At 72.7% G+C, this 26,255-nt stretch carries 23 protein-coding genes; 4 read left to right on the plus strand and 19 right to left on the minus strand.

The genetic code is table 11. The features are described 5' to 3' along the window. Window positions 1–119: 119 nt before the first annotated feature. The 13 genes from BJ968_RS01750 to BJ968_RS01810 all read right to left on the minus strand — a co-directional run bounded on the left by BJ968_RS01750 (window position 120) and on the right by BJ968_RS01810 (window position 13,487). Window positions 120–1,565, minus strand: coding sequence for a cell wall-binding repeat-containing protein (locus tag BJ968_RS01750; RefSeq protein WP_179748690.1), 1,446 nt, complete (start codon window positions 1,563–1,565; stop codon window positions 120–122). A gap of 45 nt (window positions 1,566–1,610) precedes the next feature. Further along, window positions 1,611–2,762: a hypothetical protein gene (locus BJ968_RS01755; protein WP_179748692.1), complete on the minus strand. Its 1,152-nt coding sequence runs from the start codon at window positions 2,760–2,762 to the stop codon at window positions 1,611–1,613. 32 nt (window positions 2,763–2,794) lie between these two features. Continuing rightward, entirely contained in the window at window positions 2,795–3,442 is a 648-nt protein-coding gene (pilO, locus tag BJ968_RS01760; RefSeq protein ID WP_179748694.1) for a type 4a pilus biogenesis protein PilO, read from the minus strand. 27 nt (window positions 3,443–3,469) lie between these two features. Then, a complete protein-coding gene (locus BJ968_RS01765) occupies window positions 3,470–4,150 on the minus strand; it encodes a hypothetical protein (protein ID WP_179748696.1) in 681 nt (226 codons plus the stop codon). After that, complete coding sequence (gene pilM, locus BJ968_RS01770) at window positions 4,147–5,193, minus strand: type IV pilus assembly protein PilM (RefSeq protein ID WP_179748698.1); 1,047 nt, start codon at window positions 5,191–5,193, stop codon at window positions 4,147–4,149. The genes BJ968_RS01765 and pilM overlap by 4 nt, the downstream gene beginning before the upstream one ends. Window positions 5,194–5,302: 109 nt before the next feature. After that, window positions 5,303–6,088 carry a prepilin peptidase gene (locus tag BJ968_RS01775; RefSeq protein ID WP_179748700.1) on the minus strand — a complete coding sequence of 262 codons (786 nt, stop codon included), beginning with the start codon at window positions 6,086–6,088 and terminating at the stop codon, window positions 5,303–5,305. Beyond that, complete coding sequence (locus BJ968_RS01780) at window positions 6,078–7,565, minus strand: ricin-type beta-trefoil lectin domain protein (RefSeq protein ID WP_179748702.1); 1,488 nt, start codon at window positions 7,563–7,565, stop codon at window positions 6,078–6,080. The genes BJ968_RS01775 and BJ968_RS01780 overlap by 11 nt, the downstream gene beginning before the upstream one ends. A gap of 56 nt (window positions 7,566–7,621) precedes the next feature. After that, window positions 7,622–8,272 (minus strand): PulJ/GspJ family protein, encoded by a 651-nt coding sequence (locus BJ968_RS01785; protein ID WP_179748704.1) that lies wholly within the window; start codon window positions 8,270–8,272, stop codon window positions 7,622–7,624. Further along, the gene (locus BJ968_RS01790) at window positions 8,269–9,486 is read right to left on the minus strand and encodes a prepilin-type N-terminal cleavage/methylation domain-containing protein (RefSeq protein WP_179748706.1); all 1,218 of its coding nucleotides are present in this window, start codon (window positions 9,484–9,486) and stop codon (window positions 8,269–8,271) included. The genes BJ968_RS01785 and BJ968_RS01790 overlap by 4 nt, the downstream gene beginning before the upstream one ends. A 140-nt stretch (window positions 9,487–9,626) precedes the next feature. After that, the gene (locus BJ968_RS01795) at window positions 9,627–10,055 is read right to left on the minus strand and encodes a prepilin-type N-terminal cleavage/methylation domain-containing protein (protein WP_218884694.1); all 429 of its coding nucleotides are present in this window, start codon (window positions 10,053–10,055) and stop codon (window positions 9,627–9,629) included. Window positions 10,056–10,137: 82 nt separating this feature from the next. Beyond that, window positions 10,138–10,560: a prepilin-type N-terminal cleavage/methylation domain-containing protein gene (locus BJ968_RS26245; protein ID WP_179748708.1), complete on the minus strand. Its 423-nt coding sequence runs from the start codon at window positions 10,558–10,560 to the stop codon at window positions 10,138–10,140. A 286-nt stretch (window positions 10,561–10,846) separates the two neighbouring features. Next, entirely contained in the window at window positions 10,847–12,103 is a 1,257-nt protein-coding gene (locus tag BJ968_RS01805) for a type II secretion system F family protein (RefSeq protein ID WP_179748710.1), read from the minus strand. A 13-nt stretch (window positions 12,104–12,116) separates the two neighbouring features. Further along, window positions 12,117–13,487: a type IV pilus twitching motility protein PilT gene (locus tag BJ968_RS01810; RefSeq protein WP_246314066.1), complete on the minus strand. Its 1,371-nt coding sequence runs from the start codon at window positions 13,485–13,487 to the stop codon at window positions 12,117–12,119. A 263-nt stretch (window positions 13,488–13,750) separates the two neighbouring features. Here BJ968_RS01810 and BJ968_RS26250 point away from each other — a divergent pair, with 263 nt between their 5' ends. Both BJ968_RS26250 and BJ968_RS01820 read left to right on the plus strand, forming a co-directional pair. Continuing rightward, window positions 13,751–15,277: a GGDEF domain-containing protein gene (locus BJ968_RS26250; RefSeq protein WP_343077751.1), complete on the plus strand. Its 1,527-nt coding sequence runs from the start codon at window positions 13,751–13,753 to the stop codon at window positions 15,275–15,277. A 48-nt stretch (window positions 15,278–15,325) separates the two neighbouring features. After that, a complete protein-coding gene (locus BJ968_RS01820; RefSeq protein ID WP_179748712.1) occupies window positions 15,326–15,961 on the plus strand; it encodes a hypothetical protein in 636 nt (211 codons plus the stop codon). A gap of 9 nt (window positions 15,962–15,970) precedes the next feature. On the opposite strand, the gene BJ968_RS01825 is transcribed toward BJ968_RS01820, so the two are convergent. Genes BJ968_RS01825 through alaS form a run of 4 tightly spaced genes read right to left on the minus strand, consistent with a single transcriptional unit; the run spans window position 15,971 to window position 21,207 of the window. Next, window positions 15,971–16,831: a shikimate dehydrogenase gene (locus BJ968_RS01825; RefSeq protein ID WP_179748714.1), complete on the minus strand. Its 861-nt coding sequence runs from the start codon at window positions 16,829–16,831 to the stop codon at window positions 15,971–15,973. A gap of 4 nt (window positions 16,832–16,835) precedes the next feature. Then, on the minus strand, window positions 16,836–17,927 hold the full coding sequence (gene mltG, locus BJ968_RS01830; RefSeq protein WP_179748716.1) for an endolytic transglycosylase MltG: 1,092 nt from the start codon (window positions 17,925–17,927) through the stop codon (window positions 16,836–16,838). Between the two features lie 11 nt (window positions 17,928–17,938). Then, a complete protein-coding gene (gene ruvX / locus BJ968_RS01835) occupies window positions 17,939–18,523 on the minus strand; it encodes a Holliday junction resolvase RuvX (RefSeq protein WP_179748718.1) in 585 nt (194 codons plus the stop codon). A gap of 2 nt (window positions 18,524–18,525) precedes the next feature. Beyond that, complete coding sequence (gene alaS / locus BJ968_RS01840) at window positions 18,526–21,207, minus strand: alanine--tRNA ligase (RefSeq protein ID WP_179748720.1); 2,682 nt, start codon at window positions 21,205–21,207, stop codon at window positions 18,526–18,528. A 185-nt stretch (window positions 21,208–21,392) separates the two neighbouring features. Between alaS and BJ968_RS01845 the strand changes: the two genes are divergently transcribed. Further along, the gene (locus BJ968_RS01845) at window positions 21,393–23,747 is read left to right on the plus strand and encodes a glycoside hydrolase family 65 protein (RefSeq protein ID WP_179748722.1); all 2,355 of its coding nucleotides are present in this window, start codon (window positions 21,393–21,395) and stop codon (window positions 23,745–23,747) included. A 7-nt stretch (window positions 23,748–23,754) separates the two neighbouring features. On the opposite strand, the gene BJ968_RS01850 is transcribed toward BJ968_RS01845, so the two are convergent. After that, complete coding sequence (locus BJ968_RS01850; protein ID WP_179748724.1) at window positions 23,755–24,282, minus strand: type II toxin-antitoxin system PemK/MazF family toxin; 528 nt, start codon at window positions 24,280–24,282, stop codon at window positions 23,755–23,757. After that, on the minus strand, window positions 24,282–25,556 hold the full coding sequence (locus BJ968_RS01855; protein ID WP_179756035.1) for a replication-associated recombination protein A: 1,275 nt from the start codon (window positions 25,554–25,556) through the stop codon (window positions 24,282–24,284). Before BJ968_RS01855 ends, BJ968_RS01850 begins: the two co-directional genes overlap by 1 nt. Before the next feature lie 198 nt (window positions 25,557–25,754). Between BJ968_RS01855 and BJ968_RS01860 the strand changes: the two genes are divergently transcribed. Beyond that, window positions 25,755–26,246 carry an STAS domain-containing protein gene (locus tag BJ968_RS01860; protein WP_179748726.1) on the plus strand — a complete coding sequence of 164 codons (492 nt, stop codon included), beginning with the start codon at window positions 25,755–25,757 and terminating at the stop codon, window positions 26,244–26,246. The last annotated feature ends 9 nt before the right edge of the window (window positions 26,247–26,255 follow it).

A 26,255-nucleotide genomic window follows, 5' to 3' on the forward strand; every position in this document is an offset into this window, starting at 1 on the left:
GCACGCGCCGGCCCACCTCCGGGCCCTGAGAACCACACGATCCCCGCAACCCCAGGTCGAAGGGGTTGCGGGGATCGATGAGTCCACCGAGGCGGGCGGCCGCTGCTGTCGCTGGTGCTTCAGCTGACGGCTGCGTCCCCGAAGTACACGAGGTTCGCGTTCTGCGCGGCCGGCGTGAGCGACGCGTTCGGCGAGGTCGTGACGATCTTGAGGTTGTCGACACCGCGCACGTCCACGTCGAAGGCGATGGGCGCTCCCTTGGCGACGTTCCCCGAGGCCAGCAGCTTCTCGTCGCCGTAGACGGCGACGGTGGACGCCAAGGCACTGGGGTTGTCGTCGGCGATGCCGGCGACCATGGTGAAGCGGGACCGCTTGGTGCCCAGGGACCAGGTGCCGTAGTCGGAGTTGCGCGGGTCGGCGTCGAAGGCCGTCGAGCGGGGGTAGAACCGTCCCGAGATCGTGGCGTGGTCGTAGCGGTCGCGGACGCTGCCCTGGACGTGGACGAGGTCGTCCAGGTAGGTCTTCGGCGCGGTGCCCACCGGCTGGCAGTTGGTGCGCTTGGCGGCTTCCTCGGTGATGCGGGTCGGCCCACCGATGGAGTCCAGGTCGGCACGCTCACCGTGGGTGGCCTGCAGTCGCTCGATCTCCAGGTTGGTCTGCTCAGTGAGGCAGCGACTGGCCGTGAGGAGGAGAGGGCCGCCGTGGCGGCCCGCCCTCGCCCCTGCGGCGAGGGCGTCGGCGAACGTCTCACCCGAGGCGATCGTGACGTCCTCGGCGTCATCGAAGAAAGCGGCGCTGACACGATCAGCGGTGTCGTAGCGGTCGGTTCCCGCGATGCGGGTGACCGGGCCGGTGGTGAAGGTGCGCAACTGCTCCAGGACGCTGTCAGTGACCCGGCTCGTACCACCCACGACGGTGATGGCCTGGGGGCGCAGCCTCTGGAGCTCGGCCACCACGGAGGCCGGGACGGCGTCGGGGCGCACCAGCAACAGCGGCGAGTCCACGTGCGCGGCCGCAGCGCTGCCGGACAGCGCGTCGGGGTAGTCGTAACCGGTGGCGATCACGACGTTCTCGACACCGCGTGCACCGGCTGCGGGAGTGGCGTAGGAGGCCGCCGACAGCGCGGCGGCGGTGTCGAAGCGGTCCGGGCCGCTGACACGGCTCAAGGTTGCGCGGGTGTTCTGCTGCAACCACGTCATGACGTCCGGCCCGACCGAGGACTCACCCCCGACCACGACGATCTTGGACGCGTACACGATGCGCTGCCGGACCTCCGCCGGCAGCACGTCGCGCTGGGTGAGGTAGACGTTGCCCAGCACCGCTTCCCGGCCGGCCACCGCGCCGGCCGCCAGGCCGTCGGGGAAGTCGACACCGGACACGACGTACGCGGTCGACGTCGGGTCGCCGTCGACGAGGGAGGAGGTGATGTAGCGGTCGGCGCCGTAGACGCGGTGGAAGCGGATGGGCGAGGCGTCGGCCGCCGCGGCCGCCGCTCCACCGACGAGGCCGGCGAGGACGACCGCGGCCGCGGCGCGCCTGACGGCGGTTCGGGGCTTCCGGATCATGGTGGTCTCCGAGGTGGTGGGTGGTGGGCTGGACGGGGCGTCGCGTCAGAAGGTGATGCCGGCGGCCTCGCCGCCACCGAGGACGGTGAAGTACTGGGCGCCGTCAGCGCTGAAGACGGCGACGTCACCTCGAGCGATGCTGTCCAGGCCGATGCCCTCGAAGTTCAAGGGAGTTCCGGGAACCGCGTCGCCCTCCCCGACCCAGATGCCCGGCTGGTCGTCCACCTGCAGGAGGTACTTCTCCCCCCGCTGCCCGAGCCAGCGGACGGTGCCGGTGACCTTGCCCATCGCGGCACCGGGCAGCTTCGTGTCGGCCGCGACGAGCCAGCCGGAGCGCTCGGTGTTGGTCACCGCGAGCTGCGCCTGGCTGCTGGGCACGAAGACGGCCTGCCAGACGTAGTCGTCGGTGACCGTGCAGTCCTTCGTCTGGCGGCTGATCTTGGCTGCGTCCTCCGAGGTGGCCGCGTTCTTGATCAGTGTCTGGCACGCCGCCTGCTCTGCGTCCGTCATGGCCCGCTCCGTCGTGATGCCCCAGGGGCGGTAGACGGTCGAGGTGGACGGCACGAACGAGCCGGCCGCCAGGGACCCGGTCACGGGGTTGGTGCCGTCCGCGTCGAGCACGAAGCTGGCCGTTCCGGTCGTGCTGCCCACGGGGATCGAGTCGAAGGTGACGACGCCCTGCTGCCACGGGGGCGCCGTGGACCGGCTGACGGTGGGGGTGGTCGGCGTCTTGGCCGGTGAGGTGGTGGGGGCCTTGGCACCGGTCCCCGTCGGAGCCTTCGCACCGGTCCCCGTCGGAGCCTTGGTAGCGGTTCCCGTCGGAGTTCCGGTGACCGTCGACGCGCTGGTGCCCGTGGTGGTCGCACCGACCGCTGCGACGGTGGCCGCCGACGTGGAAGTCGCGGTGGCGTCGCCGGCGGTGGTGGGCGTCACCAGCTGGTCGAAGACGTCGCGACCGCTGCCGGCGAAGGCGACGGCCGTCCGGCTGCCGGTGCTCCCCGGGTCCGTCGGCGACGTGACGACGGTTCCGGCGCCCAGGGCGGACGCGTCGGCCGAGGGGGTGCTGCCCAGCCACAGGAAGGCTCCCGCTCCACCGGCGATGACCGCGACGGCAGCGACGCCACCGATGAGCGCGCGCACGGGTCTGCGGGGGCTGGGCTCCTCGTCGAAGAAGCCGGGAAGTTCGGGGTCGGGCAACCCGACCGGCTCGTCAGCGGACTGACCCCACATCAGCTCTCACTCCCGTTCGTCGCGGCCGCACCGGCGGTCCCGCTCTGGTCCTCGGTGGTCTGCGCGTCGCGCAGGACGAACACGCGGCCGGTGACGGTCGCCGTCACACCGTCGTCGTCGGAAGCCGTGCCGGCGGTCAGGGAGAGGTCGCTCACCGACAGGAAGCGCCCCATGTCGGCCTGCACCTGCTTGACGAACAGCTCGGTACCGCTGAAGCTCCCCGCCGTGGTCAAGGTGATGGGCACGTCCACGACGAGCGGCCCGGACGTCTCGGCCGCGGCGCCGGTCCCGTCCACGCCGTGCAGGACGGGCGAACCGGGCGTCACGGACAGCAGCGTGACACCGCTCGTGGTGGCGTAGGTCTCGACCTGGCGCAGCAGCTGCTGCACGTCGGCCTTGGCCGGCAAGGTGCGGGTGATCTCCGCGAGTTCCGCGCGGCGGTCCCCGAGCGTGGCGAACTGGGACTGGAGCAGGGCGATCTGCTGCTGCAGCGTCTCGTTGCCCTGGCGGGTCTGGAGGGTCTGCGTCGCGATGTCGGCGGCCTCGGCACGCTTGGGCGCGATCAGCAGGAAGTACGTCGCCACCAGGACGAGCACCGCGAGAACGGCGGTTCCGGCGATCCAGACGGTGTTCTTGTCACGAGTCATCTCGTCGAGCCTCCTGTCGTCTCTCGGTCAGCCTGCGGACGACGTGGCGTCGTCGGTCAGGGTGGCGGTGGTGGTGAAGGTGATGAGCCCGGTGGCGGGGTCCAGGGTGGATCCGGTCAGGCGAGGGTCGGCCAAGCCGTCGAGAGCGGCTACCGCGTCCATGAAGGAGGCGACCTGCCCTTGGCTGTGGGTCTGCCCGGTGACGCTGACCGTTCCGATGCCGGTGACAGCCAGCGGGTCGGAAGCCGGCGTGGCGGCGCTCGAAGCGGTGCTGGAGGCGGTGCTCGAGGTGCTGGCGCCGGCCACCGTGATGTTGACGGCCGTCAGAGCGAGGTCTGCCGGGGACCGGCTGGCCAGCTGGTCCAGGAGCAGGTAGGTCGGGACGTCACCGGAGGTGACCTCCTTCTGGACGTCACGAGCGGTCTGCAGCTGCGCCATCACCTTCGGGACGTCCGCGTAGCGCCGTTGTTCCTGTTGCAGCTGCGAGGTGCGCTGCTGCTCAGTCGTCAGGGCGTCGGTCGCGGTGGACACGTGGCCGGCGGTGACCGCGTAGGCTGCGCAAGCGACCCCCACGACAGCCACGAGGCCCGCGCCCAGCCCGGCGCGGAGGAGCCGCCCCCCGCGGGCCGCGGCGACTTCCTGCGGGAGCAGGTCGACGCGGACCACGGACCGTCGGGTGGCGACCGCTTCGAGGGTCTGGAAGCTCATGAGACGACTCCGAGGGCGAGGCCGACGGGCACCGCCGCCAGCGGGTGGATGGCCGCAAGCTGGTGCTCGTCCAGGCCGGTGCGACCCAGACGCACGCCAGACAGGACGTCAGCGGGGGCCACCTGCTTGTGGGTGACTTGCTGCAGCTTCTGCGACACACCGGCCAACAGGGATCCACCGCCGGACACCAGGATCCGCTCGACGGGGAACTGGGGATTCGACACCCCGTAGTAGTCCAGCGAGCTGCGGACCTCGTCGACGAACACTTCGACCATGAGCTCCACCGCAGACGTCGCGAGCTGCACCTCGTCGGCGGTCAACTCCTCGAAGTTGCCCCGCTTGACGGCCTCGGCCACCGTGGCAGGCAGCCCCAAGCGCTCGGCGATGGCGTCGGTGACGTCTTGCCCTCCCATGAGGAGGATGCGGACGAAGCGGGGCGAACCAGCCGAGTGGACGACGAGGTTGGAGATGCGCGCGCCCACGTCGAGCAGCGCCTCGGTCGCAACCTCGCTGTGCTCACGGCCGGCGGCGCGCAGCACTGCGAACGACGTGAGGTCGACCGACACCGGCTGCAGCCCGGCGGCCTGCACCGCGTGGACGTTGGAGAGCACCGCGTCGCGGGCCGCCGCGACGAGGAGGCCCCGCAGACGGCGGCCGTTCTCGTCGTGCAGTTCCTCGGTGACGTGGAAGTCGAGGACGGAGTCCTCCACCGCCATCGGCAGGTACTCCTGGGCCTGCAGGGGCAGTGCGACCTTGAGCTCGCTGCGCGGCAGCCACGGCAGCTCCACCTGGCGCACGACGACGCGCTGGCTGGCGACGCCGAGCGCCACGCGCTTGCCACGCAGACCGCTGGCCTTCCAGAGCGTCTTGAGGGCGTCCACGACCGCGGGGCGGTCGAGGACCTCCCCGTCGCGGACAGCGCCCTCGGGCAGCGCGACCTGGCCGAACTTCTCCAGGGTGATGCCGTCACGCCCGTAGGACAGCTCGGCGGCGCGGACGCCCGAAGTGCCGATGTCGAGACCGACGGCGGTTCGTCCGGGCACGTCGCCTCCTCCGTGTCAGTGGGTGGTGGGCCCAGCGCGGACCCGAGATGATGATCGGAACCACCAGCGGGGCACTTGAGCACCTCGTGGTGTTGTCACCCGGTGGGAGCTAGGTGCTGAGCCCCGTGAGCCCGAGGTACCAGTCGCCGACGGGCGCAGCCACGATGAGAGCCAGGAAGGCTCCGGCCAGCATGGCCGGCCCGAAGGGCATCTTGGAGCGCCGGCCGGCGCTCGTGAACAGGATGAGCCCGACGGCGATCAGGCCACCGATCAGGAAGGCCAGGAAACCTCCGACCGCGAGGGCGTCCCAGCCCCACCAGGCCAGGTACAGCCCCAGGACTCCGGCCAGTTTGACGTCTCCCAGACCCATCCCACCGGGCTTGACCACGAAGATCAGCGCGTACAGCGCGAACAACGAGACGCCACCGACGAGCGCACGCAGCAGCGCCGCCCAGTCGCCCGTCCCTGCGCTGGCCACCGTCAGGAGGACGAGAGCCACCGCGTAGGAGGGCAGGACGATCTGGTCCGGCAGCCGGCGGACCTGCAGGTCGATCAACGCGAGGGGCACCGCGATGCCCGCCAGGTAGAGGTACGCAGGGAGAGCCCACGTCAGCCCGACCAGCGCTGCGATGCCGGCGAACAGCAGCGCGGTCGCGAGCTCGACCAAGGGATACCGCACGCTGATGGGGGAGCTGCAGACGCGGCAACGGCCGCGCAACAGCACCCAGGACAACACGGGGATGTTGTCCCGCCGCCGGATCTCGGTCCGGCAACCCGGGCAGCGGCTCGCCGGTCGGACCACCGACTCCCCCAGTGGAACGCGGTGGGCGACGACGTTGAGGAAGGAGCCCACGAGCAAGCCGAGGATCCCGGCTCCCACGACTTCAGGAGACATCGTGCTGGACCTCGCGGACGCCGCTGACACCGGGGTCGCTGATGAGCTGCGGCGCGTTCCACTTCTGGGCGGATCCACCGTTGCACTTGGCGGACACCAGGCGGGAGAAGTTCCCGTTGTTCCACTTGGGGCCCACGCTCAGGCAGCGGTCGGTGAAGTCGACGAACGTGTAGCTGTCGGCGTAGTCAGGCATCTTGTAGTAGCGGGTGAACTGCTGCTCGACCCGGCCGTCGCAGGTGCGGAAGACCAGGTTCGCGTTGTCGTCGGCGACGGAGGCCGCGGACGCCGTGAGGCAGTACTTCTTCGAGGCGTCGTTGTTCTGCAGCACGTAGATGTTCTGCTTCCCCGCGACGTTCTCGGTGTAGAACCACTTGTGGTTCCACTTCAGCTTCGTGCCGCCCGACGGGTCCTGCTTGCAGGGGTAGATGATCATCAGCGAGTAGTTGATGTCCTCGTTGGTGACGTCCATGCAGCGGCCGAACTCGAAGTAGTTCACAATCTGGTGCGTCTGGTACGACGCCGCGCCGGCGCCGACGCTGGGGTCGGGCGCGAAGGAGCCCCACTCCGCGTTGCTGGCGCAGGACCCGTTACGCAGGGGCTTCCCGGCGATCGCGTCGTCCGCCACGTTGGACCCGGTGCCGAGGCAGCGGCTGCCGTAGTCGGTGTTGGAGCTGTTCTGCCCCTTGAAGCGGGCGCCACCCTCGTAGCTCCACAGCTGCGCCGGCTTCTTGGGGTCGCAGGCCGCGAGGACGACGTCGGCGTCAGCGGTGGTGTTCCCCTGCAGGCACAGGCGCGCACCCTTCCAGGTGCTCGCCAGCACGATGGTGTAGTCGGTGTGGTAGACCCACATCTGCTTGACGTTGTTGAACGCGCAGGACGCCGAGGCCACGTACTTGACGGCGGCGCCGACCGTGGCCGAGTCGGCCTGCAGGCAGTACTTCGTCCCGGGGCCGCTCCACATGATGCCCCCGGCGATGTTGCCGTTGTCGAGCTCGAAGGAGTAGAGCGCCTTGACCTTGCGGTTGCCGACGTCGGCGGCCTGCCCCTTGACCGCCGGGGCCAGGCCCTCGGAGGTGATGACCGCGTGGGAGGGCACGTATTGGGTGCCGCTGCCGGCGGTGCACGTGACCTCGCGGATCTTCTGCTCGGCTGCCGACAGCTCCGTGGGGTCGGTGTCGTAGTACGTGATCGACACCTTGTAGCTCTGCGTGCCGACCGTGCCGGTCAGGGAGCAGGGCAGCTTGGCCTTGCCGCCGAAGGGGACGTTGTCGGAGTTGTAGGAACCGATCGCCGCCCGCATCTGCGAGGTGGCCGCGTCGACGCCCGCCTGCGCGACCGCGAGGGTCTCGGTGCGCTTGGCCTGCACGCGGGTCGGCAGCATCTCGCTGAGGACGAGCCCGAGGACGAGGACGCTGAGGGCCGCGGTGACCAGCACGCTGGTCATGACGAGCAGCAGCGCGGCGCCCTCGTCCTGCACGCCGCGATGGGCGTCGAGACGGGCCCTGAGGATTCGTGCGATTCCGGTCATGGTCCTCACCGGGTCCGGTTGGTGGTCGGAGCGCAGACGGCGGACCCCAGGTTCGAGTCCGACTGCGAGCTGCTGTTCTGAGCCGTGAAGCTGGTCTGCAGCACGTCCACGGCCGAGCGGCTGCCGTCGGCCGCCTTGCGGGGGGACTCCAGGCGGACCGTGAGGGTCTGCCGCGTCATCTCGTCAGTCTTGCCGGCCGCCTGGGTCGCCAGGGCCCGGGTGAACGGCTGGCGCGCGGTGTCCGTGAGCAGCGCGGTGTCGGTGGACAGACCCGTGGCGAGGGTCGTCCACGTCGCGCCGGCGGCCTGGGTGGAGTCCCACGTTCGCGCCTCGAGCACGCCGGTGGAGACCGCGTAGCGCCACTGCGTGCACTGCGGGTTGCCGCCGTCGACGATGGGGTCGCGGAACTCCACCCACCAGGCCCCGTCGACGACGGCCGGCGCGTTGACCGACTCGGCGTAGCGCGCTTCCAGGTCCATGGCCGTGAACGCCTTGCGCATCTGATCGGTGGCGTCGGTGACCTGCTGGGTGCGGGTGGTGTCCCGGACCATGAGCTGCAGGCCGGCCATGAAGACGGCGAAGCAGACGGTGAAGATCATCATCGCGAGGAGGGTCTCGACGAGGCTCACCCCGTCGTCGGAACGCTGCTCGTTCACGCGATCACCTGGACCTGCAGGACGGTGGGGTCGGTCTTGAGGTAGCTGTCGCCACCGACCCCGCGCAGGACGTAGGTCCACTTGCAGGTCTGCAGCGCGTTCTGCGTCGTCACCTTGAACTGGTTGCTCGTGCCGACGCGCGTCAGCGTGCAGTTGCCCGCGGTGCGGACCGGGTCCTCGACGTACACCGAGGGCCCCCCGTTCGGCTTGTCGTTGGTGAGGACGTCGACCGTCGTCGTGCTCGTCAGGAGCTTGGCGGTGAAGCTGTCCGCGGTGGCCACCGGAGCCACCGGCACGGTCATCGTGACGGTCTTCGACGACTGGCCGTCGTTGTTGCGCACGAACCAGCGCACTGAGTAGGTCCCCACGGTGTTCAGCGGCGGTGTGAAGGTGAGCTCCTTGCCGGAGAACCGGGTCGTCGCGTTGTAGGGCGTGCCGTCGAGGGAGAAGTAGCCGTTGCCGGCCTGGGTGGAGCTGACGAGGACCTTGGAGTACTGGTCGGTGTTGCCGGCGTCGACGAGGGTGCGCAGCGTCACGGCGGTGGAGCTGCCGGTCTGAGCCGTGGTCCCCTGGGTGCTCGGCTCGACGACCGGTGCCGGGGTGACGCTCCAGCGAAGCTCGGCCGACGGGTCCACGAGGGTGTCCGCGCGGTAGGTGCAGGTCCCCGCCTTGCACCGCGTGGAGCCACCGGTGGTCCAGCTAACCTCGACGACGACCCGGTACACCCGGACGTAGCCGGAGACGGTGCTGCGCGCGTTGCTCGCGCTGGCCTTGGTGCACTGCTCGTTGGCCACGTTGCCGGCGGGGCGGTAGCAGACGCCCACGAGGGTCGACACCGAGTACGTCTCGCCCTGCTGCTGCACCGTGGAGGCGAGGGGCAGCGCGGGGACGGAGGCTGGGCCGGCCGCGCTGTCCCAGTCGGGGAAGGTGCTCGTCTTGAGCGGAGCGGAGGAGGTATTCCACTGGTTGGTCACCGCGCTCTGCGAGCGACCCGCCAGCAGGTAGTCGGGGCGGACGGCGCGAGCGGCGTCCATGGCCTGAGACGCGAGCGCGGTGGCGGCCTGGTTGCGCTGCTGCTCACTGGCGGCGACGGAGCTGCGGAGGAAGAACGCCGCGGTCGAGGCGGCGATCGCGGCGAGCAGCATGAGGGCGACGACGACCTCTACCAGCGAGAACCCGGCGTCGTGGCGGTCTTCCGGAGGCAGGCTGGTCATCCCCGGCCCTTCCTGAACGTCGTGCCCCCTCGGGCGGTCGGTGCGCCACGGACCTGCCGCGAAGCCTTCGTGTGGTGATCGGCCCCTGGGGATCGGTCCTTGAGCACGCCCAGGGGCTGACTTCGCGGACGGGCCGAGGTTCACCCGAGCGGACCCGCGCAGGCTTGGGGCTGGACCACCGCTCCGGACCGGCTGCTGACGATCACGACCCACGACCCGGAGCGGGACTGCACCGAGAGGCAGTAGTCGTCGCCGCTGTGCCGGTACACAAGGGACGACACGCCGGGGGCGACGTCCTTGGACCGCTTGACGGTGGCGGCGTTGGCCGGCACGGGGGAGGCGTCGGACCAGAGCACGGCGTCGGGGTAGGCCTGCGACCCGCTGAAGTAGGCCTCGACCTCGTTCTGGGCGGCCCGGACGTCCGCGCGCGCCTGGCTGTCGAAGGCACGGTGGCGCTGCGACAGGAAGCTGGGGATCGCCACAGCGGCCAGGACGCCCATGATGACCATGACGACGATCAACTCGATGAGGCTGAACCCGTCGTCCGGCGGCCGTCGGTTCGGGTGCACGTCATCCTCCTCTTCCGTGAGCGACGGGAACGCCGAACGGCGCCCGGCACTGGCCGGACGCCGTTCGGTCCTACGAGGGGGTTCAGCAGGCCGTGGAGGCCTTGGTGACGCCGGAGGCGCTGTCGGTGACCTTCCAGAAGTCGCCGGACTTGGACTTCACCGACGCGCAGTAGCCGCCGTTGGTCGACGTGTAGGCGAGGCTGTCCGTGCTGGTCGACTTCTTGATGTAGATGGTGTCGGCAGCGGGGGTCGCCGGGGCCGGGCCGTACACGACCTTGCCGCTGGCCGGGTAGGCCTGGTTGTCGGTGAACCAGGTCTCGATCTCGGTCTGGGCCGCGCGGACGTCGGCCTTGGCCTGGGTGTCGTAACCCTTGTTGCGCTGGTTGAGGAAGGTCGGGATGGCGATGGCGGCCAGGATCCCGATGATGATCATGACGACGAGGAGCTCGATCAGGGTGAAGCCCTGGTCCTTGTCGTCCATGGCCTTGCGGATGCGAGCGAGCATTCGACGCTCTCCTTCGTGAGTGTGAGTACCGGAGCCGCTCGCGTCTCGCGCACCGGCTGGTGTGCGGCTCTGATGGATGTATCGGCTCCTCCCGCAGGGCCTTGAGCAGCGACTTCACACCGTCACCCGAACGGTGCACTCACCGGCGCTGCAGTGGGTTCCCGGGGCAGACGCGCAGTGCCTCCCCGCCTCGCCGGCGCCTGCGGTGGCCGGCTCGCCGCGCTCGCCGGCCGCGGAGCACGTGTGGCCCGTGCGCGGTCGCGCACGAGCCACGGTCGTCCGGGGATCAGCCCTGGACGAGATCCATCACCTTGAAGATGGGCAGGTACATCGCCACGATCATCGACCCGACGATCCCGCCCAGGAAGGCGATCATGATGGGCTCGATGAGGCTCGTCAGTGCCTCGGTGGTGGCTTCGACCTCCTGGTCGTAGAAGTCGGAGATCTTGTAGAGCATGGCGTCCAAGGCACCGGTGTCCTCGCCGACGCTCATCATCTGCACGACCATCGCCGGGAACACCGCGTGCTCGGCGAGGGGACCGGCCAGGGAGCGGCCGGAGCGGACGCTCTCCATCACGTCCTTGGCGGCGCGCTCGACGACGACGTTCCCGCTGGCCTCCCCGACGATCTCCAGGCTCTGCAGGATGGGGACCCCGGAGCGGAGCATTGTCCCGAGGTTGCGGGTGAAGCGGCTCAGCGCGATCTTCTGGGTCAGCAGACCAAAGACGGGCACCTTGAACTTCAGCGGATCGACGACGTTCCGCACGCCGTCGCGGTCCTTGACCTTCCGCCACACGATCGGGAAGGTGATCGCCAGCACCAGGCCGACGGGGGCGGCGAACTTCATCCCGTGGGAGAGCACGACCAGAATCTGGGTCGGCAGGGGCAGCGTCCCCCCCATGTCCGAGAACATCTTCGCGAAGACGGGCACGATGAACAGGAGCATGCCGGTGACCGCGAGGATTGCGATGACGAACACCACGACCGGGTAGGTCATCGCCGACTTGACCTTGGCCTTTAGCTTGACCTCGGCCTCGAAGTTGTCCGCGATCTGCACCAGGACCTGGTCAAGGAACCCACCGACCTCACCGGCGCGCAGCATGTTCACCATGAGCGGCGGGAAGACGTCGCGGTGCCTGCTGAATGCGGTCGACAGTGACGTGCCGCCCTCAACCTCGGTGCGGCACTCCTGCAACGTCGCAGCGAGCTTCTTGCTCTCCGTCTGCTCCGCGAGGATCGACAGGGCCTTGATGAGCGACAGCCCCGACGAGACCATCGTGGCGAACTGCCGCGACATCAGCGCCAGGTCCTTGAGCTTCACCCGGTTGCCGCCCGGCAGGGTGATCTCCATCTGCATGCCCTTGCCGGCCTTGGACTCCACGATGGAGACCGGCGCCATGCCCTGGGAGACGAGGCGCTGGGCAACGGCGCGCGAGTCGTTGGCCTCCAGCGTTCCCGTGATCAGCTTGCCCGTCCGGTCGCGCGCGGAGTACTCGAAGGCGGTGTGACCGGACTTGGCCGGCGCCTTGGTCGTCGTGGCCATGGGTGGTCCTCCCTCAGCGCCCGGTCAGGCGGCGGAACTCGTCGGCGGCGGAGCACTTCTCCAAGCCGTGTTCGAACGTGATCTGGCGCGTGCGCACGAGGTCGGCCAGGTGCTGGTCGAGGGTGTGCATGCCGAACTGGGCCCCGGCCTGCATGGCGGTGGGAATCTGGTGGGTCTTGCCCTCGCGGATGAGGTTGCGGATGGCGGGGGTGGCGACCATGACCTCGGTGGCGACGACGCGGCCGCGGCCGTCGGCGCGCTTGCACAGCGTCTGGCAGACGACGCCCTGGATGGCGCCGGCGAGCTGGACGCGGATCTGGGTCTGCTGGTGGGGCGGGAAGACGTCGATGACGCGGTCGATGGTCGAGGCGGCGCTCTGGGTGTGCAGGGTGCCGAAGACGAGGTGACCGGTCTCGGCGGCGGTGAGGGCGACGGAGATGGTCTCGAGGTCGCGCATCTCGCCGACGAGGATGATGTCGGGGTCCTGGCGCAGGACGTGCTTGAGGGCGCTGGCGAAGGACTTGGTGTCCTCGCCGACCTCGCGCTGGTTGACGATGCAGCTCTTGTGGCGGTGGAGGAACTCGATGGGGTCCTCGACGGTCATGATGTGGTCGCGCCGGGTGCGGTTGGCGAGGTCGACGATCGAGGCGAGCGTCGTCGACTTGCCCGAGCCGGTGGGGCCGGTGACGAGGACGAAACCGCGCTGCAGACCGGCGAAGGACCCCACGACGGGCGGGACGCCGAGTTCCTCGAGGGGTTTGATCTCGAAGGGGATGCGCCGGAACGCCGCGCCGATGGACTCGCGCTGGCGGTAGACGTTGACGCGGAACCGCGAGCGCCCGGGCACCTGGTAGGCGAAGTCGAGTTCGAGGTTGGCCTCGAAGGTCTCGCGCTGCTTCTGGGTGAGGATGGCGTAGACGGCTTCCTGCAGCACGTTGGGCGTGAGCTTGGGGAACTCCTCCATCGCCGCCATCTCCCCGGAGACGCGGGCGGTGGGGTGGGCGCCGGAGGTGAGGTGGACGTCGGAGGCGCCGAGTTCAAGGCCCTGCAGGAGGACGTCGTTGACGCGGACCCGCCGGGTGGCCTCCTGGTCGCCGCCGGTGGTGACGAGGGCCTCGTGGACGACCTCGTCGGCGACGGGCGCCAGTGCGGCGACGGGGGCCAGTTCGGCGACGGTGGCGGTGTGCCGGGGGGTCTGCTCGGGCAGGGGCGCGAGCTGGACGGTCTGCGGGGCGGCGGGGGCGAGCTGCGACTGGTCCTGCTCGAGCTGCTTGAGCAGGGCGCTGATGTTGGGCCGGGCCGTCGGCACGCCGTCGGCGCCGGCGCGCATGTTCGACGGGACGTACGGCTCCACGGGCTGCCCGCCCCGACCAGCGTTGTCCATCTCGCTCCCCACCCAGCACGGCCACGACGGCACGACGCAGCGCCCGCCGACTGCCGGCGCTCTCCTGTGCTCATCGGCGGGGCCGCCGGGCCGCTTGAGGTGGGCGATCACGGGCTTCGCCCGTTCGGGTGCGCGAGGGACCCGCCTCGCCTCCTCCCGGGGGGCGATGTCTCGAAAACCCGCGCACCGGGCCCTCCGCTCCGTCATGATCGACAGGCAGTGGTCGATCGATAACTGCGGTGAATGACGAGGAGGGCGGGTCCGTGCGCGGCACCACGGTGGCCCACCGGCTCACCACCGCCCTGGTCCTGCTCCCCGTGGCCCTGACGTGGGTCTGGGTGGTGTCCGGGTCCACGAGCACCATCACCGTCGCCACGCTCGGGCTGGAGGTCGCAGCCACCGCCGGCCTCCTGGGCAGCGCCCTGCTGGCCCCCACCCGGTCGGGACGCTGCGCCCTGCGCCTGGTGGGGATCTACGCCGCCGCCACGACGCTCGGGGACGGCTACTGGCTCCTCACGGTCGACCCCTCGGGGCTGCAGTACACGGACGGGGAGTTCGAGCCGGGCGTGACGGTCGCGCTGGAGCTGTTGCGCTACCTGGCGCTGCTGGTCGTCCTGGCCGACCAGACGCCCGCCGGGACCGCGGACGGTGCGCTGCGGCACCGGCTGTTCCGCGGCCGTCCCACGGTGGTGCACCTGCAGCTGACCGCGACGGCCGCCGCGCTGGTCCTCCTGCTCACCCCGCTGGGCGAGGCGGTCGACCACGGCAAGGCCTGGGCGTTGTTCTGCACGTTCGACCTGGTCGTCCTCATCGGGGCCGCCGCCGTCGTGTGGCAGCAGCTCGCCGGCGGGCGGGCACCCCGCGCTCCCCGCGCCCGGGTCCTGCTGACGGCCGGCGGGGTCAGCGCCCTGGTGGTGGGCGACGCGGTGATGGTCCTGTCCCAGACCGTCGGCTCGGGGCCGGGCTGGCTGGCGGGGATGAGCCTGGCGGTGGCGGGGGTGGTGACCTCCCTCGTCGTCCACCTGCGCCCGGGCCCGCCGGGCGGGGCCGTCCCGCCCGCCGTGCCGCCCGTCCCCGCCCGCACCCCCGTCGCCGTGGTGGTGGCCGGGGCGCTGGCGGCGCAGTGCGTGGCGCCGCTGCTGACCGCCGCCCTGACCGGGTACCGGCTGGCCGCCCACGGTGCGGCGGCCCCCGGACCGGCCACCGCCGGGGCCGTCGGGACCGGACTCGTGCTGACCCTCGTCCTGGCCGGGCTGCGCGCGCGCGACGGCCACCGCGACCAGCACGCCGCCGGCGCGGCCCGGCGCGACGACCTGACCGGCGCCTGGACCCGCCGGGGGCTGGCCGAGGTCGCCGGGCGGGTGCTCGCCGCCGAGCCGGCCGGGCTGCTCCCGCACCCGCGCCCGCGCCCGGCCGCACCGGAGGGCTGGCACGTCGTCCTGGTCGACCTCGACGGCTTCAAGGCCGTCAACGACACCCACGGGCACGCCGCGGGCGACGAGGTGCTGCGCGTGGTGGCCGGCCGCCTCGCCGCCGTCGTCGAGGGGCACGGGGTCGTCGCCCGGCTCGGCGGCGACGAGTTCGTCCTGCTCGTCCACGGGCCCGACGACACCGTCGGGCACCTGGTGCGGGCGGTGGAGCCGGCCGTGGCGCGGCCCGTGGCCGTCGGCGACGCGGTCGCCGCGGTCGGGTCCTCCACCGGGGTCGCTCCCGTCGAGGCGGGCGGCCTGCCCGTGGCGCTGCGGCGCGCCGACGAGCGCATGTACGCCCGCAAGCGCCGCCGCCGCTGACGGGGACCCCGGCGGCCGGCTCCCAGCTCGGGGAGGGACAGTGGTGCCGTGACCGACCAGCACCTGAGCGCTCCCCCCTCCCCCACCCCCGCGCGCGGACCGGGCGGCTGGCTGGGCTGGGTGGCCGCCGTCGTGGGCGTCGGGGCCGTCGCCGTGCTCGTCTACGTCGCGACCCTGCTGATCGGCTCGGCGCGCGAGTCCCGGGAGGTGGCGCGCGCGGAGCGGAACCTGCCGGCCGTGGGCACCTACCGGCTGACCGGCGCGGACCTGACCGAGCACCCCTCGCCGCAGTGGTCGGTGACCGCCACGTCGGCCGAGGTCGGCGAGTCCGAGGTCCGCGTGCACCTGACCTGGACGAACACCTCCGGGCAGGCGCTGGTGTGGGCCTGCCCGGGTCCGGTGGACCTCACGCGGTGGCGCAGCGCCTCGACCGAGGTCTCCGGCGCCGGGGCCGCCGCCAGCAGCGCGCACTGCACGCGCGACGAGCCCGCGGACCAGCATGTCGCGCCCGGTGCCGCGGTGCAGGACTGGGAGGCGTTCCCCCGCGACGGCGCCTGGGGCGCGGGCGCGACGCGGATCACCGCCCAGCTCGCGCAGGACGACGGCGACTACGGCGCGGGCGAGCAGGACCCGGCGGTGACGTTCGTCGTGGACCTGGACGGGGCCGCGCCTGCGGCGGGCTGAGTCCCGGCTTCAGGCTCGCGCGCGCTCCTGCAGCGCCGCCAGCCCGGCGGCGCGCATGGCCGCCACGGGCCCGGGCCGGCCGGTCATGAGCTCGACCTGGGCCACGGCCTGGTGCAGGAGCATCTCGAAGCCGTTGACGACGGGGCCGCCCCACCGCTGCGCCAGGGGCGTGGGCCACGGCGCGTAGACGACGTCGAGCAGCAGCGGCCACCAGGTGGGGCGGAAGGCGCCGAGGACGGCGTCGGTCATGGCCGGCGACCCGCCGACGGGCACGGTGGAGACCACGACGTCGGCGGTGAGGGCCACGGGCAGCTCGGCCCAGTCGCGGATCTCGACCTCGCCGCCGAGCCGGGCGGCGACCCCCCGCAGCTCGGCGGCGCGGTCGGGTGAGCGGACCACGGCGACCGGGCGCGGGCAGCCCGCCTGCAGCAGCGCCACCACGGCGGAGCGGGCCGTCGCTCCCCCGCCCAGCACGACGCCGCGCCGGATCCGCTGGGCCCCCGCCTCGGCCAGGGCCGTCACGAGCCCGATGACGTCGGTGTTCTCGGCCCGCAGCCGCACCCCGCCCCGGCCGGGGGTGTTCCGCCGGTCCGAGCGCGGGGTGACGACAACGGTGTTGACGGACCCGACGGCGCGGGCGAAGTCGCTGACCTCGTCCACCAGCGGGACGATCGCCTGCTTCAGCGGCATCGTCAGGCTCAGCCCGGCCCAGGTGGCGTCCAGGGCGGACACCACCTGCGGCAGCCGTTCCTCGTCGACCTCCAGCAGGTCGTACTGCCAGCCGTCCAGGCCCAGCGCGGCGTACGCCGCGCGGTGCAGGGCCGGTGAGAGCGAGTGCGCGATGGGCGACCCGCAGACCGCTGCCCGCACGGTCTCAGCCCTGTCCCGGGTGGTCCCGCAGGTACTGCTGGAACAGCGCGACGTTGGCGGCGTGCTCGGCGGCGGTGGTCGCGAAGCGGGTCTCGCCGGTCTGCAGGTCCACCGTCACGAAGTACAGCCACGGGCCGTCGGCGGGGGTCAGCGCGGCGCGCAGCGCGTCCTCGCCGGGGTTGCTGATGGGCCCGACGGGCAGGCCGGGGTGCAGGTACGTGTTGTACGGGGAGTCGGTGGCGCGCTGCTCGGCCGTCGTGGTGACCTTGTCGGTGGAGCCGACGGCGTAGCTGACGGTGGAGTCCAGCTGCAGGGGCATCCCGATGGCCAAGCGGTTGCCCAGCACCCGCACGACCTTGGCCATGTCCTCGGCCGTCCGCGCCTCCTTCTGCGCGATGCTCGCCTCCACGACGACGTCGTGCACCCGCTCCGGGCCCACGCCGAGCGAGGCCAGCACCGTGCCGGTCTGGGTGACCATCGTCTTGAGGACGTCGGCGGCGGACTCGCCGGGGTTGACGTCGTAGGTGGCGGGGAACAGGTACCCCTCGGCGTTGCCGTTGGCGGCGGCGGGCAGCCCCAGCGCGGCCGGGTCGGCCAGCGCCGCGTCGAGGTCGGCGGCGGGGATGCCCGTCGTCTCCTCCACGAGCGCCACGACCTGCTTGACCGTCAGGCCCTCGGGGACGGTGAGGCGGGTGGTGACCTTCGAGGCCGGGTCCAGCAGCAGCGCGACCGCCGCGGCCGAGGACATGCCCGACTTCAGGCGGTAGGTCCCGGGCTGGATGGCGGCCATCTTCGGCTGGGCGCGGGCCGCGGCGACGAACGCGCTCTGCGACTTCACCACGCCGGCCGCGGCGAGGTTGCGGCCGATGGTCCGGCCGCTGTCCCCCGCGGTGATCTTGACGTCGACCGACCCGGAACCGGCGCCCTCGTAGTCGTCGCTCTCGGTGACCCGGGCCACCACGGGCCCCAGCGTGCCCCACGCCGCCCACGCACCGCCGCCGAGGACGGCGAGCGCGACGACGATCGCCACGGCGGCCCGCCGGCGCCGCAACCGGCGCCTGCGCGACCCGCGGTCGCGCGTGTCGGGGAGATCCATCAGGTCCATCATCAACCCCTGCCCTCCGTGGCGTCGGGTCCCGACGACCGCACCTGTCCCGGTCCCGCGGGGACCTGCCCCGCGGGAGCCTGCTGCGCCTCACCCTGCCCGCGCCGACGGGGTTTGCGACGGACCTTCGCCCCGTCGACCACCCGTCCGGGCGCGTGCCCTGCACGCTCGGCGTCGAGCGCGGACTGCAGCAGCACCACCGCGGCCGCCTGGTCGACGACCGCACGGTACTGCTTCTCCTTGCGACCGGCCTCGTGCAGGGCCCGGTGCGCGTCGACGGTGGTGAGCCGTTCGTCGACGAGCCGGACCGGCACCTCCGGCAGGGACCGCCTGATCCGGTCCGCGTAGTCGAGCGCGCGCGAGGCCGCCGGGCCCTGCGTGCCGTCCATGGACAGCGGCAGCCCCAGCACGACCTCGATGGCGGCCCGCGCCCGGGCCTCGGCGGCGATCTCGGCGACGTCGGCGTCGTGCTCGGCGTCGCGGACGAGCGTCCGCACCGGTGAGGCGATCACGCCAGCAGGGTCGCACGCCGCGAGCCCCACCCGGACGCTCCCGACGTCGACGGCGAGTCGAACCCCTGGGCGCACCCTCAGACCGAACCGGTGACCCGGGCGCCGACGAAGTCCTCGACGGCCTGCAGCGCGGCACCGACCTTGGAGGCGTCCTGGCCGCCGCCCTGGGCGAGGTCGTCCTTGCCGCCGCCGCCCCCGCCGAGGGTCTGGGCCGCGGTGCGCACGAGCTCACCGGCCTTGACGCCCCAGCGGCGCGCCTCGGCGTTGGTGGCCACGACGACCACGGGACGGTCCTTGGCGACCCCGGAGATCGCGACGACGGTGGGGCGCTCGTCCCCGAGCCGGGAGCGGACGTCCAGGGTCAGCGTCCGCACGTCGTCGGCCGAGGCCGACCCGGCGTCGTGGGTGACGACCAGGACCCCGAACTTGTCGACCGGGTTCGCCGCGATCGTCGGGGCGAGGGCGAGGACCTGCCCGGCGCGCAGCTTGGCGATCTCCTTCTCGGCGTCCGACAGCCGGGTCAGCAGCGAGCCGATGCGGTCCGGCAGCTCCTCCGGGCGCGCCTTGACGACGTCGGTGAGCTGGTTGACGAGCAGGTGCTCGCGGGTGAGGAAGTCGAACGCGTCGGCCCCGACGAGGGCCTCGATGCGGCGGGCGCCGGAGCCGATGGAGCTCTCGGACAGGATCGAGACCATCCCCACCTGCTGGGAGGTCAGGGTGTGCGTGCCGCCGCACAGCTCCTTGGACCAGTCCTCCCCGATGGACACCACGCGCACGCGGTCGCCGTACTTCTCGCCGAACAGGGCCATCGCCCCGGAGTTCAGCGCGGCCTCGCGGTCCATGACCTCCGCCGAGACCGGCAGGTCGTCGTGGACGCGCTCGTTGACGACGCCCTCGATGTCGCGCACGACCTGGGTCGCGACCTGGGCGGTGGAGGAGTAGTCGAAGCGCAGCCGGCCCGGGGCGTTCTGGGACCCGGCCTGGGTGGCGGTGTCGCCGAGGTGCTCGCGCAGCACCTGGTGCACCAGGTGGGTGGCGGTGTGCGCGCGGCTGATGGAGCGGCGGCGGGCGGCGTCGACGACGGCGTGGGCGCCGTCCCCGGCGACGAGCTCGCCGCTGGTCACCGTCCCCTTGTGCACGTGCAGGCCGCGCACGGGCTGCTGGACGTCGGTGACCGTGACGACGGCCCCGCCGGAGGTCGTGATGGTGCCGTGGTCGGCGAGCTGACCGCCGCCCTCGGCGTAGAACGGCGTGCGGTCCAGGACGACCTCGACGTCGGTGCCGACGGGCGCGGACGGGGTGCTGACCCCGCCCTGCAGGACCACCTGGACGCGGGCCTCGTTCTGGGCGTCGACGTACCCGGTGAACTCCACCGGCGCGGGGAGGGTCTCCAGCGTCGAGCGGTAGACGGTCAGGTCGACGCCACCGGTCTTCTTCGCCTTCGCGTCGGCCTTGGCGCGCCCGACCTGCTCGGCCATCAGCGTGCGGAAGCCCGCCTCGTCGACGGTGACGCCCGCCTCGGCGGCCATCTCCAGCGTGAGGTCGATGGGGAAGCCGTAGGTGTCGTGCAGCGCGAACGCGCGCTCGCCGGACAGGGTAGCGCCCCCGGCCGCCTTCGTCTGCGCCACGGCGGTCTCGAAGATCGTCGTGCCGGAGACCAGGGTGCGGCGGAAGGCCTGCTCCTCGGCGTAGGCGACCCGGGAGATGCGCTCGAAGTCCGTGCGCAGCTCCGGGTAGGAGGCGCTCATGACCTCCATCGAGGCCGGCAGCAGGATGGGCAGCGCCTCGTCCTCGAACCCGAGCAGGCGCATCGCGCGCACCGCGCGGCGGATGAGGCGGCGCAGCACGTAGCCGGCGCCCTCGTTGCCGGGGGTCACGCCGTCGCCGATGAGCATGAGCGCGGAGCGGACGTGGTCGGCGACGACGCGCATGCGGACGTCGTCGTCGTGGTTCGCGCCGTACTCCTTCTCCGCCGCGAGCGCCGCGTAGTCCAGGACGGGGCGGACCTCGTCGATCTCGTACATGTTGTCGACGCCCTGCTTGAGGAACGCGACGCGCTCCAGGCCCATGCCGGTGTCGATGTTCTTGGCGGGCAGCTCACCGGTGACGTCGAAGTCGGTCTTCGAGCGCACCGCGGAGAGCTGGTACTGCATGAAGACGAGGTTCCAGATCTCGATGTAGCGGTCTTCGTCGGCCTCCGGGCCGCCCTCGGCGCCGTGCTCGGGGCCGCGGTCGAAGTAGATCTCCGAGCAGGGGCCGCCGGGGCCGGGCTGGCCGGTGTTCCAGTAGTTGTCCTTCTTGCCGCGGCGCTGGATGCGCTCGGCGGGCATCCCGATCTCGCGCCACAGCCGGAAGGCCTCGTCGTCGTCGAGGTAGACGGTCGTCCACAGGCGCTCGGGGTCGAAGCCGAGGCCGCCGTCGGCCTCCGGCGTCGTCAGCAGCTCCCAGGCGAAGGCGATGGCCTCGGCCTTGAAGTAGTCGCCGAAGGAGAAGTTGCCGTTCATCTGGAAGAACGTGCCGTGCCGGGTGGTCTTGCCGACCTCCTCGATGTCGAGGGTCCGCAGGCACTTCTGGACGCTGGTGGCCCGCTTGTACGGCGCGGGGACCTGGGCGGTGAGGTACGGGATGAAGGGGACCATCCCGGCGACGGTGAACATGAGGCTCGGGTCGGTCGACACCAGCGAGGCGCTGGGGACGACGGTGTGTCCCTTGCGCTCGAAGAAGTCGAGCCACCGGCGACGGATCTCTGCCGTCTGCATCGGGATTGCCTCCTGCTGTGCGTGCTCGGGGTGGTGCCAGTACAGCCCTCGACCCTACCCGTCCGGCCGGGCGCCGGGACGGGGTGCACGGCCGGTGCGGGCGGGCTGGAGGTGCAGGAGGTCCCGGGGGCTGCTCGGATGTGGGCACCGCCGCCCGTCCGACACCTGTGGAGGACCCCGCTCCCATGCCGACCGACCCCGCCGCCGACCCCGCCGCCGCCGACCCGGACCGCGTCGAGGACGCCGTGCACCAGCTCGCCGCCGCCCACCCGTGGGCGGTGCGGGAGGGCCCGCTGGACCTGGACCGGCTGGCGCAGGTGGAGTCGCTGTTCGCGCTGTCGAACGGCCGGGTCGGGGTGCGCGGCGGCCTGGAGGAGGGCGTGCCCGCGGGGACCCCGGGCACCTACCTCAGTGGCGCCTACGAGCTGTGGCCTCTGATCTACCCGGAGTACGCCTACGGCTACCCGACCGTGCAGGAGCGGCTGGTCGAGGTGCCCGACCCGACGCGCGTGGAGCTGTTCGTGGCCGGCGAGCGCCTCGACGTGCGCACCGGTGACCTGGACGACCACCAGCGCGTGCTGGACCTGCGCAGCGGCACCCTGCAGCGGCACCTGCGGTGGGCCTCCCCCGCCGGGCACCGGGTCGTCGTCGACGTCGAGCGGCTCGTCCCGCTGGAGCGGCCGGGGCTGTTCGCCCTCGACTACCGGGTGCGCGCCGACTCCGGGGCCGTCGAGGTCGAGGTCCGCTCGTCCGTGGTCGCCTCCCAGCAGCTGCACGAGGCGGTCGTCACCGCCCGGCACCGCGGCGGGGTGCTGCGCCAGCGCACCGACGGCAGCGGCCTGGCGGTGGCCGTGCACGTCGAGCACGACGTGGTGGGGCCGGCCGCGACCGACGTGCGCACCCACGCCACCGGTGACCGGCTGGTGACCTCGGCCCGGGTGCGGCTGGAGGCCGGTGAGGCGCTGCGGCTGACGAAGGTCGTGGCCCTGGGCTGGGCGCCGCAGGCCGAGCGCGACGACCTCGGCACCCGGCTGGACGCGCTGCTGGCCGAAGGGGTCCGCGAGGGCTGGGAACGGTTGCGCACCCAGCAGCGGGCGGTCCTGGACGACTTCTGGTCCCACGCCGACGTGCACGTCGACGGCGACGACGACCTGCAGCAGGCGGTGCGGTTCGCGCTGTTCCACGTGTTCCAGGCCGCCTCGCAAGGCACCGACCGGGGCATCCCGGCGAAGGGGCTGACCGGGACCGGGTACGACGGGCACACCTTCTGGGACACCGAGGTGTTCGTGCTGCCGGTGCTGAACCACGTGTGGCCGCAGGCCGCGGCGGACGCGCTGCGCTGGCGGCACCGGATGCTGCCGGCGGCCCGCGACCGGGCCCGGGAGCTGGGGCTGGCCGGTGCGACGTTCCCGTGGCGCACCATCACCGGCCGGGAGAGCTCGGGGTACTGGCCGGCCGGGACGGCCGCGGTGCACCTGAACGCCGACATCGCCGACGCAGCCGTGCGGCACCTGCAGGCCACCGGCGACGACGACCTGGCCCGGGAGGCGCTGGTCGACCTCGTGGTGGAGACCGCGCGGTCGTGGGTGGTGCTGGGCCGGGAGGACTCCGCGGGCCGGTTCCACGTCGACGGGGTCACCGGGCCCGACGAGTACAGCGCGCTCGTCGACGACAACGCCTACACCAACCTCATGGCCCAGGCGAACCTGCGGGCGGCGGTGGACCTGGTGAAGAGGTTCCCCGAGCGGGCCGCGGTGCTGGGGGTGGACGACGACGAGGTGGCGACGTTCACGCGGCTGGCCGACGCCGTGCACGTCCCCCGCGACCCCGAGACGGGGCTGCACGCCCAGGACGAGGGCGCCACGCAGCGGCAGCGCTGGGACTTCGAGAGCACCGCGGCCCAGCAGTACCCGCTGCAGGACTCCTTCCCCTACTTCAGCATCTACCGCCGGCAGGTCGTCAAGCAGGCCGACCTGGTGCTGGCCATGTACCTGCGACCGGAGGCGTTCAGCCTGCAGGAGAAGCGGGCCGCGTTCGAGTACTACGAGGGCCTGACGGTGCGCGACTCCTCGCTGTCGGCGTCGGTGCAGGCCGTCGTGGCCGCCGAGGTGGGGCACCTGGGGCTGGCCGCGGACTACGTGCACGAGGCGGCGTTCGTCGACCTGCACGACCTGCGGGGCAAGACGGCCGACGGCCTGCACATCGCGTCCCTGGCCGGGGCGTGGACCGCGCTGGTCGCCGGGTACGGGGGGATGCGCGACGCCGAGGGCGGGCTGTCGTTCGCGCCGCGGCTGCCGCAGGGGCTGCGGGGGCTGCGGTTCCGCACCCGTCACCGCGGGTCGTGCCTGGAGGTGTCGGTGGGTGCGGCGGACGTGCGCTACGCGCTCGTGGAGGGCGGCCCGGTGCAGGCCGTGCACCACGGGGAGCGGTTCACCGTGGACCGGTCGGCCCCCGTCGTGCTGGCGATCCCGCCGGCGGCCGAGGAGGGCCTGACCCGTCCGCGGCAGCCGCGGCACCTGGAGCCCCGGCGGCGGCGCTGACCGGCGCTCACCAGCCGAGCACGCGCCGCGCCTCGGCGGCCACCACCTCGAACCGCTCCCGGTCCAGCACCGCGCCCTCGCGCCGCACGTCCTTCGGCGAGATCCGCAGGACGCGGTCGACGCGAACCTCCGAGGGCCGGCCCCGCCGGTCCCAGGCGCCGGAGCCGACGTCGACCCACGTGCGCCCGGCGGCGTCGTGGCGGTCCCCGCCGTGCGCGTGGTCCCTGCTCGTCATCATGAAGCCGACGAGGTCGGGGCCCGAGCGGCCGGCGATCAGGACGGGCCGGTCCTTGCCGCGGCCGTCGCCCTCCTCGAACGGCACCCACGCCCAGACGACCTCGCCGGGGTCGGGCCGGCCGTCGTCGCGGGGGGCGTAGCCCAGCACGACCCGGCGGCCGGTGAAGTCCCCCGCCCCGCGCCCGCGCCGGGGCGCCGGGCGTTCGGGCGCCGCCTCGGGCGAGGGGGGCACCGAGCGGGGCGCGGCGAGCTGGCGCCCCACCTCGCGCAGCAGGACCGAGACCAGCCGTCCGAACATCAACGCCCCCTGATGATCTTGCGCAACCGCGTGAGCCGTTCCCGCACCGCCGCCTCGAACCCGCGGTCGGTGGGGACGTAGTAGTCCTTGCCCACCAGCGCGTCCGGCGCGTACTGCTGCTCGGCGACGCCGGCGGGCACGTCGTGGGTGTACACGTACCCCGCGCCGTGCCCGATCCCCTTCGCCCCCGCGTAGTGGGCGTCGCGCAGGTGCGCGGGCACGGACCCGCCGAGCCCGGCGCGCACGTCGGCGATCGCGGCGTTGATGCCGTTGTAGGAGGCGTTGGACTTCGGCGCGGTCGCGTTGTGCACGACGGCCTGGGCCAGGACGATCCGCGCCTCGGGCATCCCGATCTGGGCGACGGCGTGCAGGGCCGCGACGGCCGTCTGCAGCGCCGAGGGGTCGGCCATGCCGACGTCCTCGCTGGCGGAGATGACGATGCGGCGGGCGATGAAGCGGGGGTCCTCCCCCGCCTCGATCATCCGGGCCAGGTAGTGCAGGGCCGCGTCGACGTCGGAACCGCGCATCGACTTGATGAAGGCGCTGGCGACGTCGTAGTGCTGGTCGCCGGCCCGGTCGTAGCGGACGGCGGCGCGGTCGAGGGCGCGTTCGGCGTCGGCGAGGGTGACGACGGGTTCGCCGTCCCCGTCCAGGGCCGTCCCCGCGGCGGCCTCCAGCGCGGTGAGCGCCCGGCGGGCGTCCCCGTCGGCGACCCGGACGAGGTGCTCGAGGGCGTCGTCCTCCACGCGCACCTCCCCGTCCAGCCCGCGCGGGTCCGCCACGGCCCGCAGCACCAGCCCGCGCACGTCGTCGGCCGTCAGCGGCCGCAGGGTCAGCAGCAGCGAACGGGACAGCAGGGGGGTGACGACGGAGAAGTTGGGGTTCTCGGTGGTGGCCGCCACGAGCACGACCCAGCGGTTCTCCACCCCCGGCAGCAGGGCGTCCTGCTGGGCCTTGGTGAACCGGTGGATCTCGTCGAGGAACAGGACGGTCTGGCGGCCGTACAGGTCGCGGTCGGTGCGGGCGGTCTCCACGACGGTCCGCACGTCCTTGACGCCGGCGGTCACGGCGGACAGCTCGGCGAAGGTGCGGCCGCCGGAGGAGGCCAGCACGGTCGCCAGCGTCGTCTTCCCGGTGCCCGGCGGGCCCCAGAGGATCACCGACGCGGGCCCGGCCCGGCCGAGGTCGCCGTCGGAGGCCAGCCGGCGCAGGGGCGAGCCCGGCCCGAGCAGGTGCTGCTGGCCGACGACCTCGTCGAGGGAGCGGGGCCGCATGCGCACGGCCAGCGGGGCGCCGGCCAGGACGGAGCGGCGCGGCGTCCCCGGCTCGGGCCCGGTGGTGAACTCGCTGGAGAACAGGTCGGCCACGCCCAGCACGGTACGGCCTGCCCCCGACGGGACCGCAGCTGCTGTCGCAGCCCGGTCACAGGTCGTCCCGACCCCGTTCCCACGTGCGGCACCGACGGTGTGCGCATGACGCAGAGCCAGCGGCCGGTCCCCACCCCCGTCCTGACCCACCTCGTGACCCACCTCGTGACCCGCGTCCCCGCGACGGCGGGCGGGGCCGGGCCGCGCGGCGCCGAGCTGCCCGCGGCGCTCACCCCGGCCCCGGCGCGCGCCGGCGCGGACGCGCTCCCGGCGGTGCCCCCGGTGGCGGCGCGCACCGACGGCGAGCGGCTGGACGTGGTGCTGGCCGGGGACGTGGACCTGGTGCCGGCCGGGGACCTGGCGCTGGTGCTGGGGCGGGTCGAGGGGCACGTGGGCGGGGGGTCGCGGGCCCGGGTGCACGTGGACGTGCGGGCGGTCACGGCCCTGGACGCCGTCGGCCTGCGGTTCGTCGAGGCGGTGCGCCGGACCTGCGCGGAGCACGGCGCGGCGTGCACGACGTCGCGGGCCCGGCCGGCCGTGGAACGGGTCCTGCAGCTGGTGCGCCCGGTCGTCGACGGCCAGCTCGCCGCGTCCTGACTTCCGGTA

It is taken from the genome of Kineococcus aurantiacus (assembly GCF_013409345.1).
Taxonomy (GTDB): Bacteria; Actinomycetota; Actinomycetes; order Actinomycetales; family Kineococcaceae; genus Kineococcus; species Kineococcus aurantiacus.

Coding starts and splice junctions, on each gene's coding strand:
- BJ968_RS01750 (WP_179748690.1), bottom strand. CDS start 1,565: ATGATCCGGAAGCCCCGAACCGCCGTCAGGCGCGCCGCGGCCGCGGTC.
- pilO (WP_179748694.1), bottom strand. CDS start 3,442: ATGACTCGTGACAAGAACACCGTCTGGATCGCCGGAACCGCCGTTCTC.
- BJ968_RS01765 (WP_179748696.1), bottom strand. CDS start 4,150: ATGAGCTTCCAGACCCTCGAAGCGGTCGCCACCCGACGGTCCGTGGTC.
- BJ968_RS01775 (WP_179748700.1), bottom strand. CDS start 6,088: ATGTCTCCTGAAGTCGTGGGAGCCGGGATCCTCGGCTTGCTCGTGGGC.
- BJ968_RS01790 (WP_179748706.1), bottom strand. CDS start 9,486: ATGACCAGCCTGCCTCCGGAAGACCGCCACGACGCCGGGTTCTCGCTG.
- BJ968_RS26245 (WP_179748708.1), bottom strand. CDS start 10,560: ATGCTCGCTCGCATCCGCAAGGCCATGGACGACAAGGACCAGGGCTTC.
- BJ968_RS01805 (WP_179748710.1), bottom strand. CDS start 12,103: ATGGCCACGACGACCAAGGCGCCGGCCAAGTCCGGTCACACCGCCTTC.
- BJ968_RS01810 (WP_246314066.1), bottom strand. CDS start 13,487: ATGGACAACGCTGGTCGGGGCGGGCAGCCCGTGGAGCCGTACGTCCCG.
- mltG (WP_179748716.1), bottom strand. CDS start 17,927: ATGGATCTCCCCGACACGCGCGACCGCGGGTCGCGCAGGCGCCGGTTG.
- alaS (WP_179748720.1), bottom strand. CDS start 21,207: ATGCAGACGGCAGAGATCCGTCGCCGGTGGCTCGACTTCTTCGAGCGC.
- BJ968_RS01845 (WP_179748722.1), top strand. CDS start 21,393: ATGCCGACCGACCCCGCCGCCGACCCCGCCGCCGCCGACCCGGACCGC.
- BJ968_RS01850 (WP_179748724.1), bottom strand. CDS start 24,282: ATGTTCGGACGGCTGGTCTCGGTCCTGCTGCGCGAGGTGGGGCGCCAG.
- BJ968_RS01855 (WP_179756035.1), bottom strand. CDS start 25,556: ATGCGGCCCCGCTCCCTCGACGAGGTCGTCGGCCAGCAGCACCTGCTC.
- BJ968_RS01860 (WP_179748726.1), top strand. CDS start 25,755: ATGACGCAGAGCCAGCGGCCGGTCCCCACCCCCGTCCTGACCCACCTC.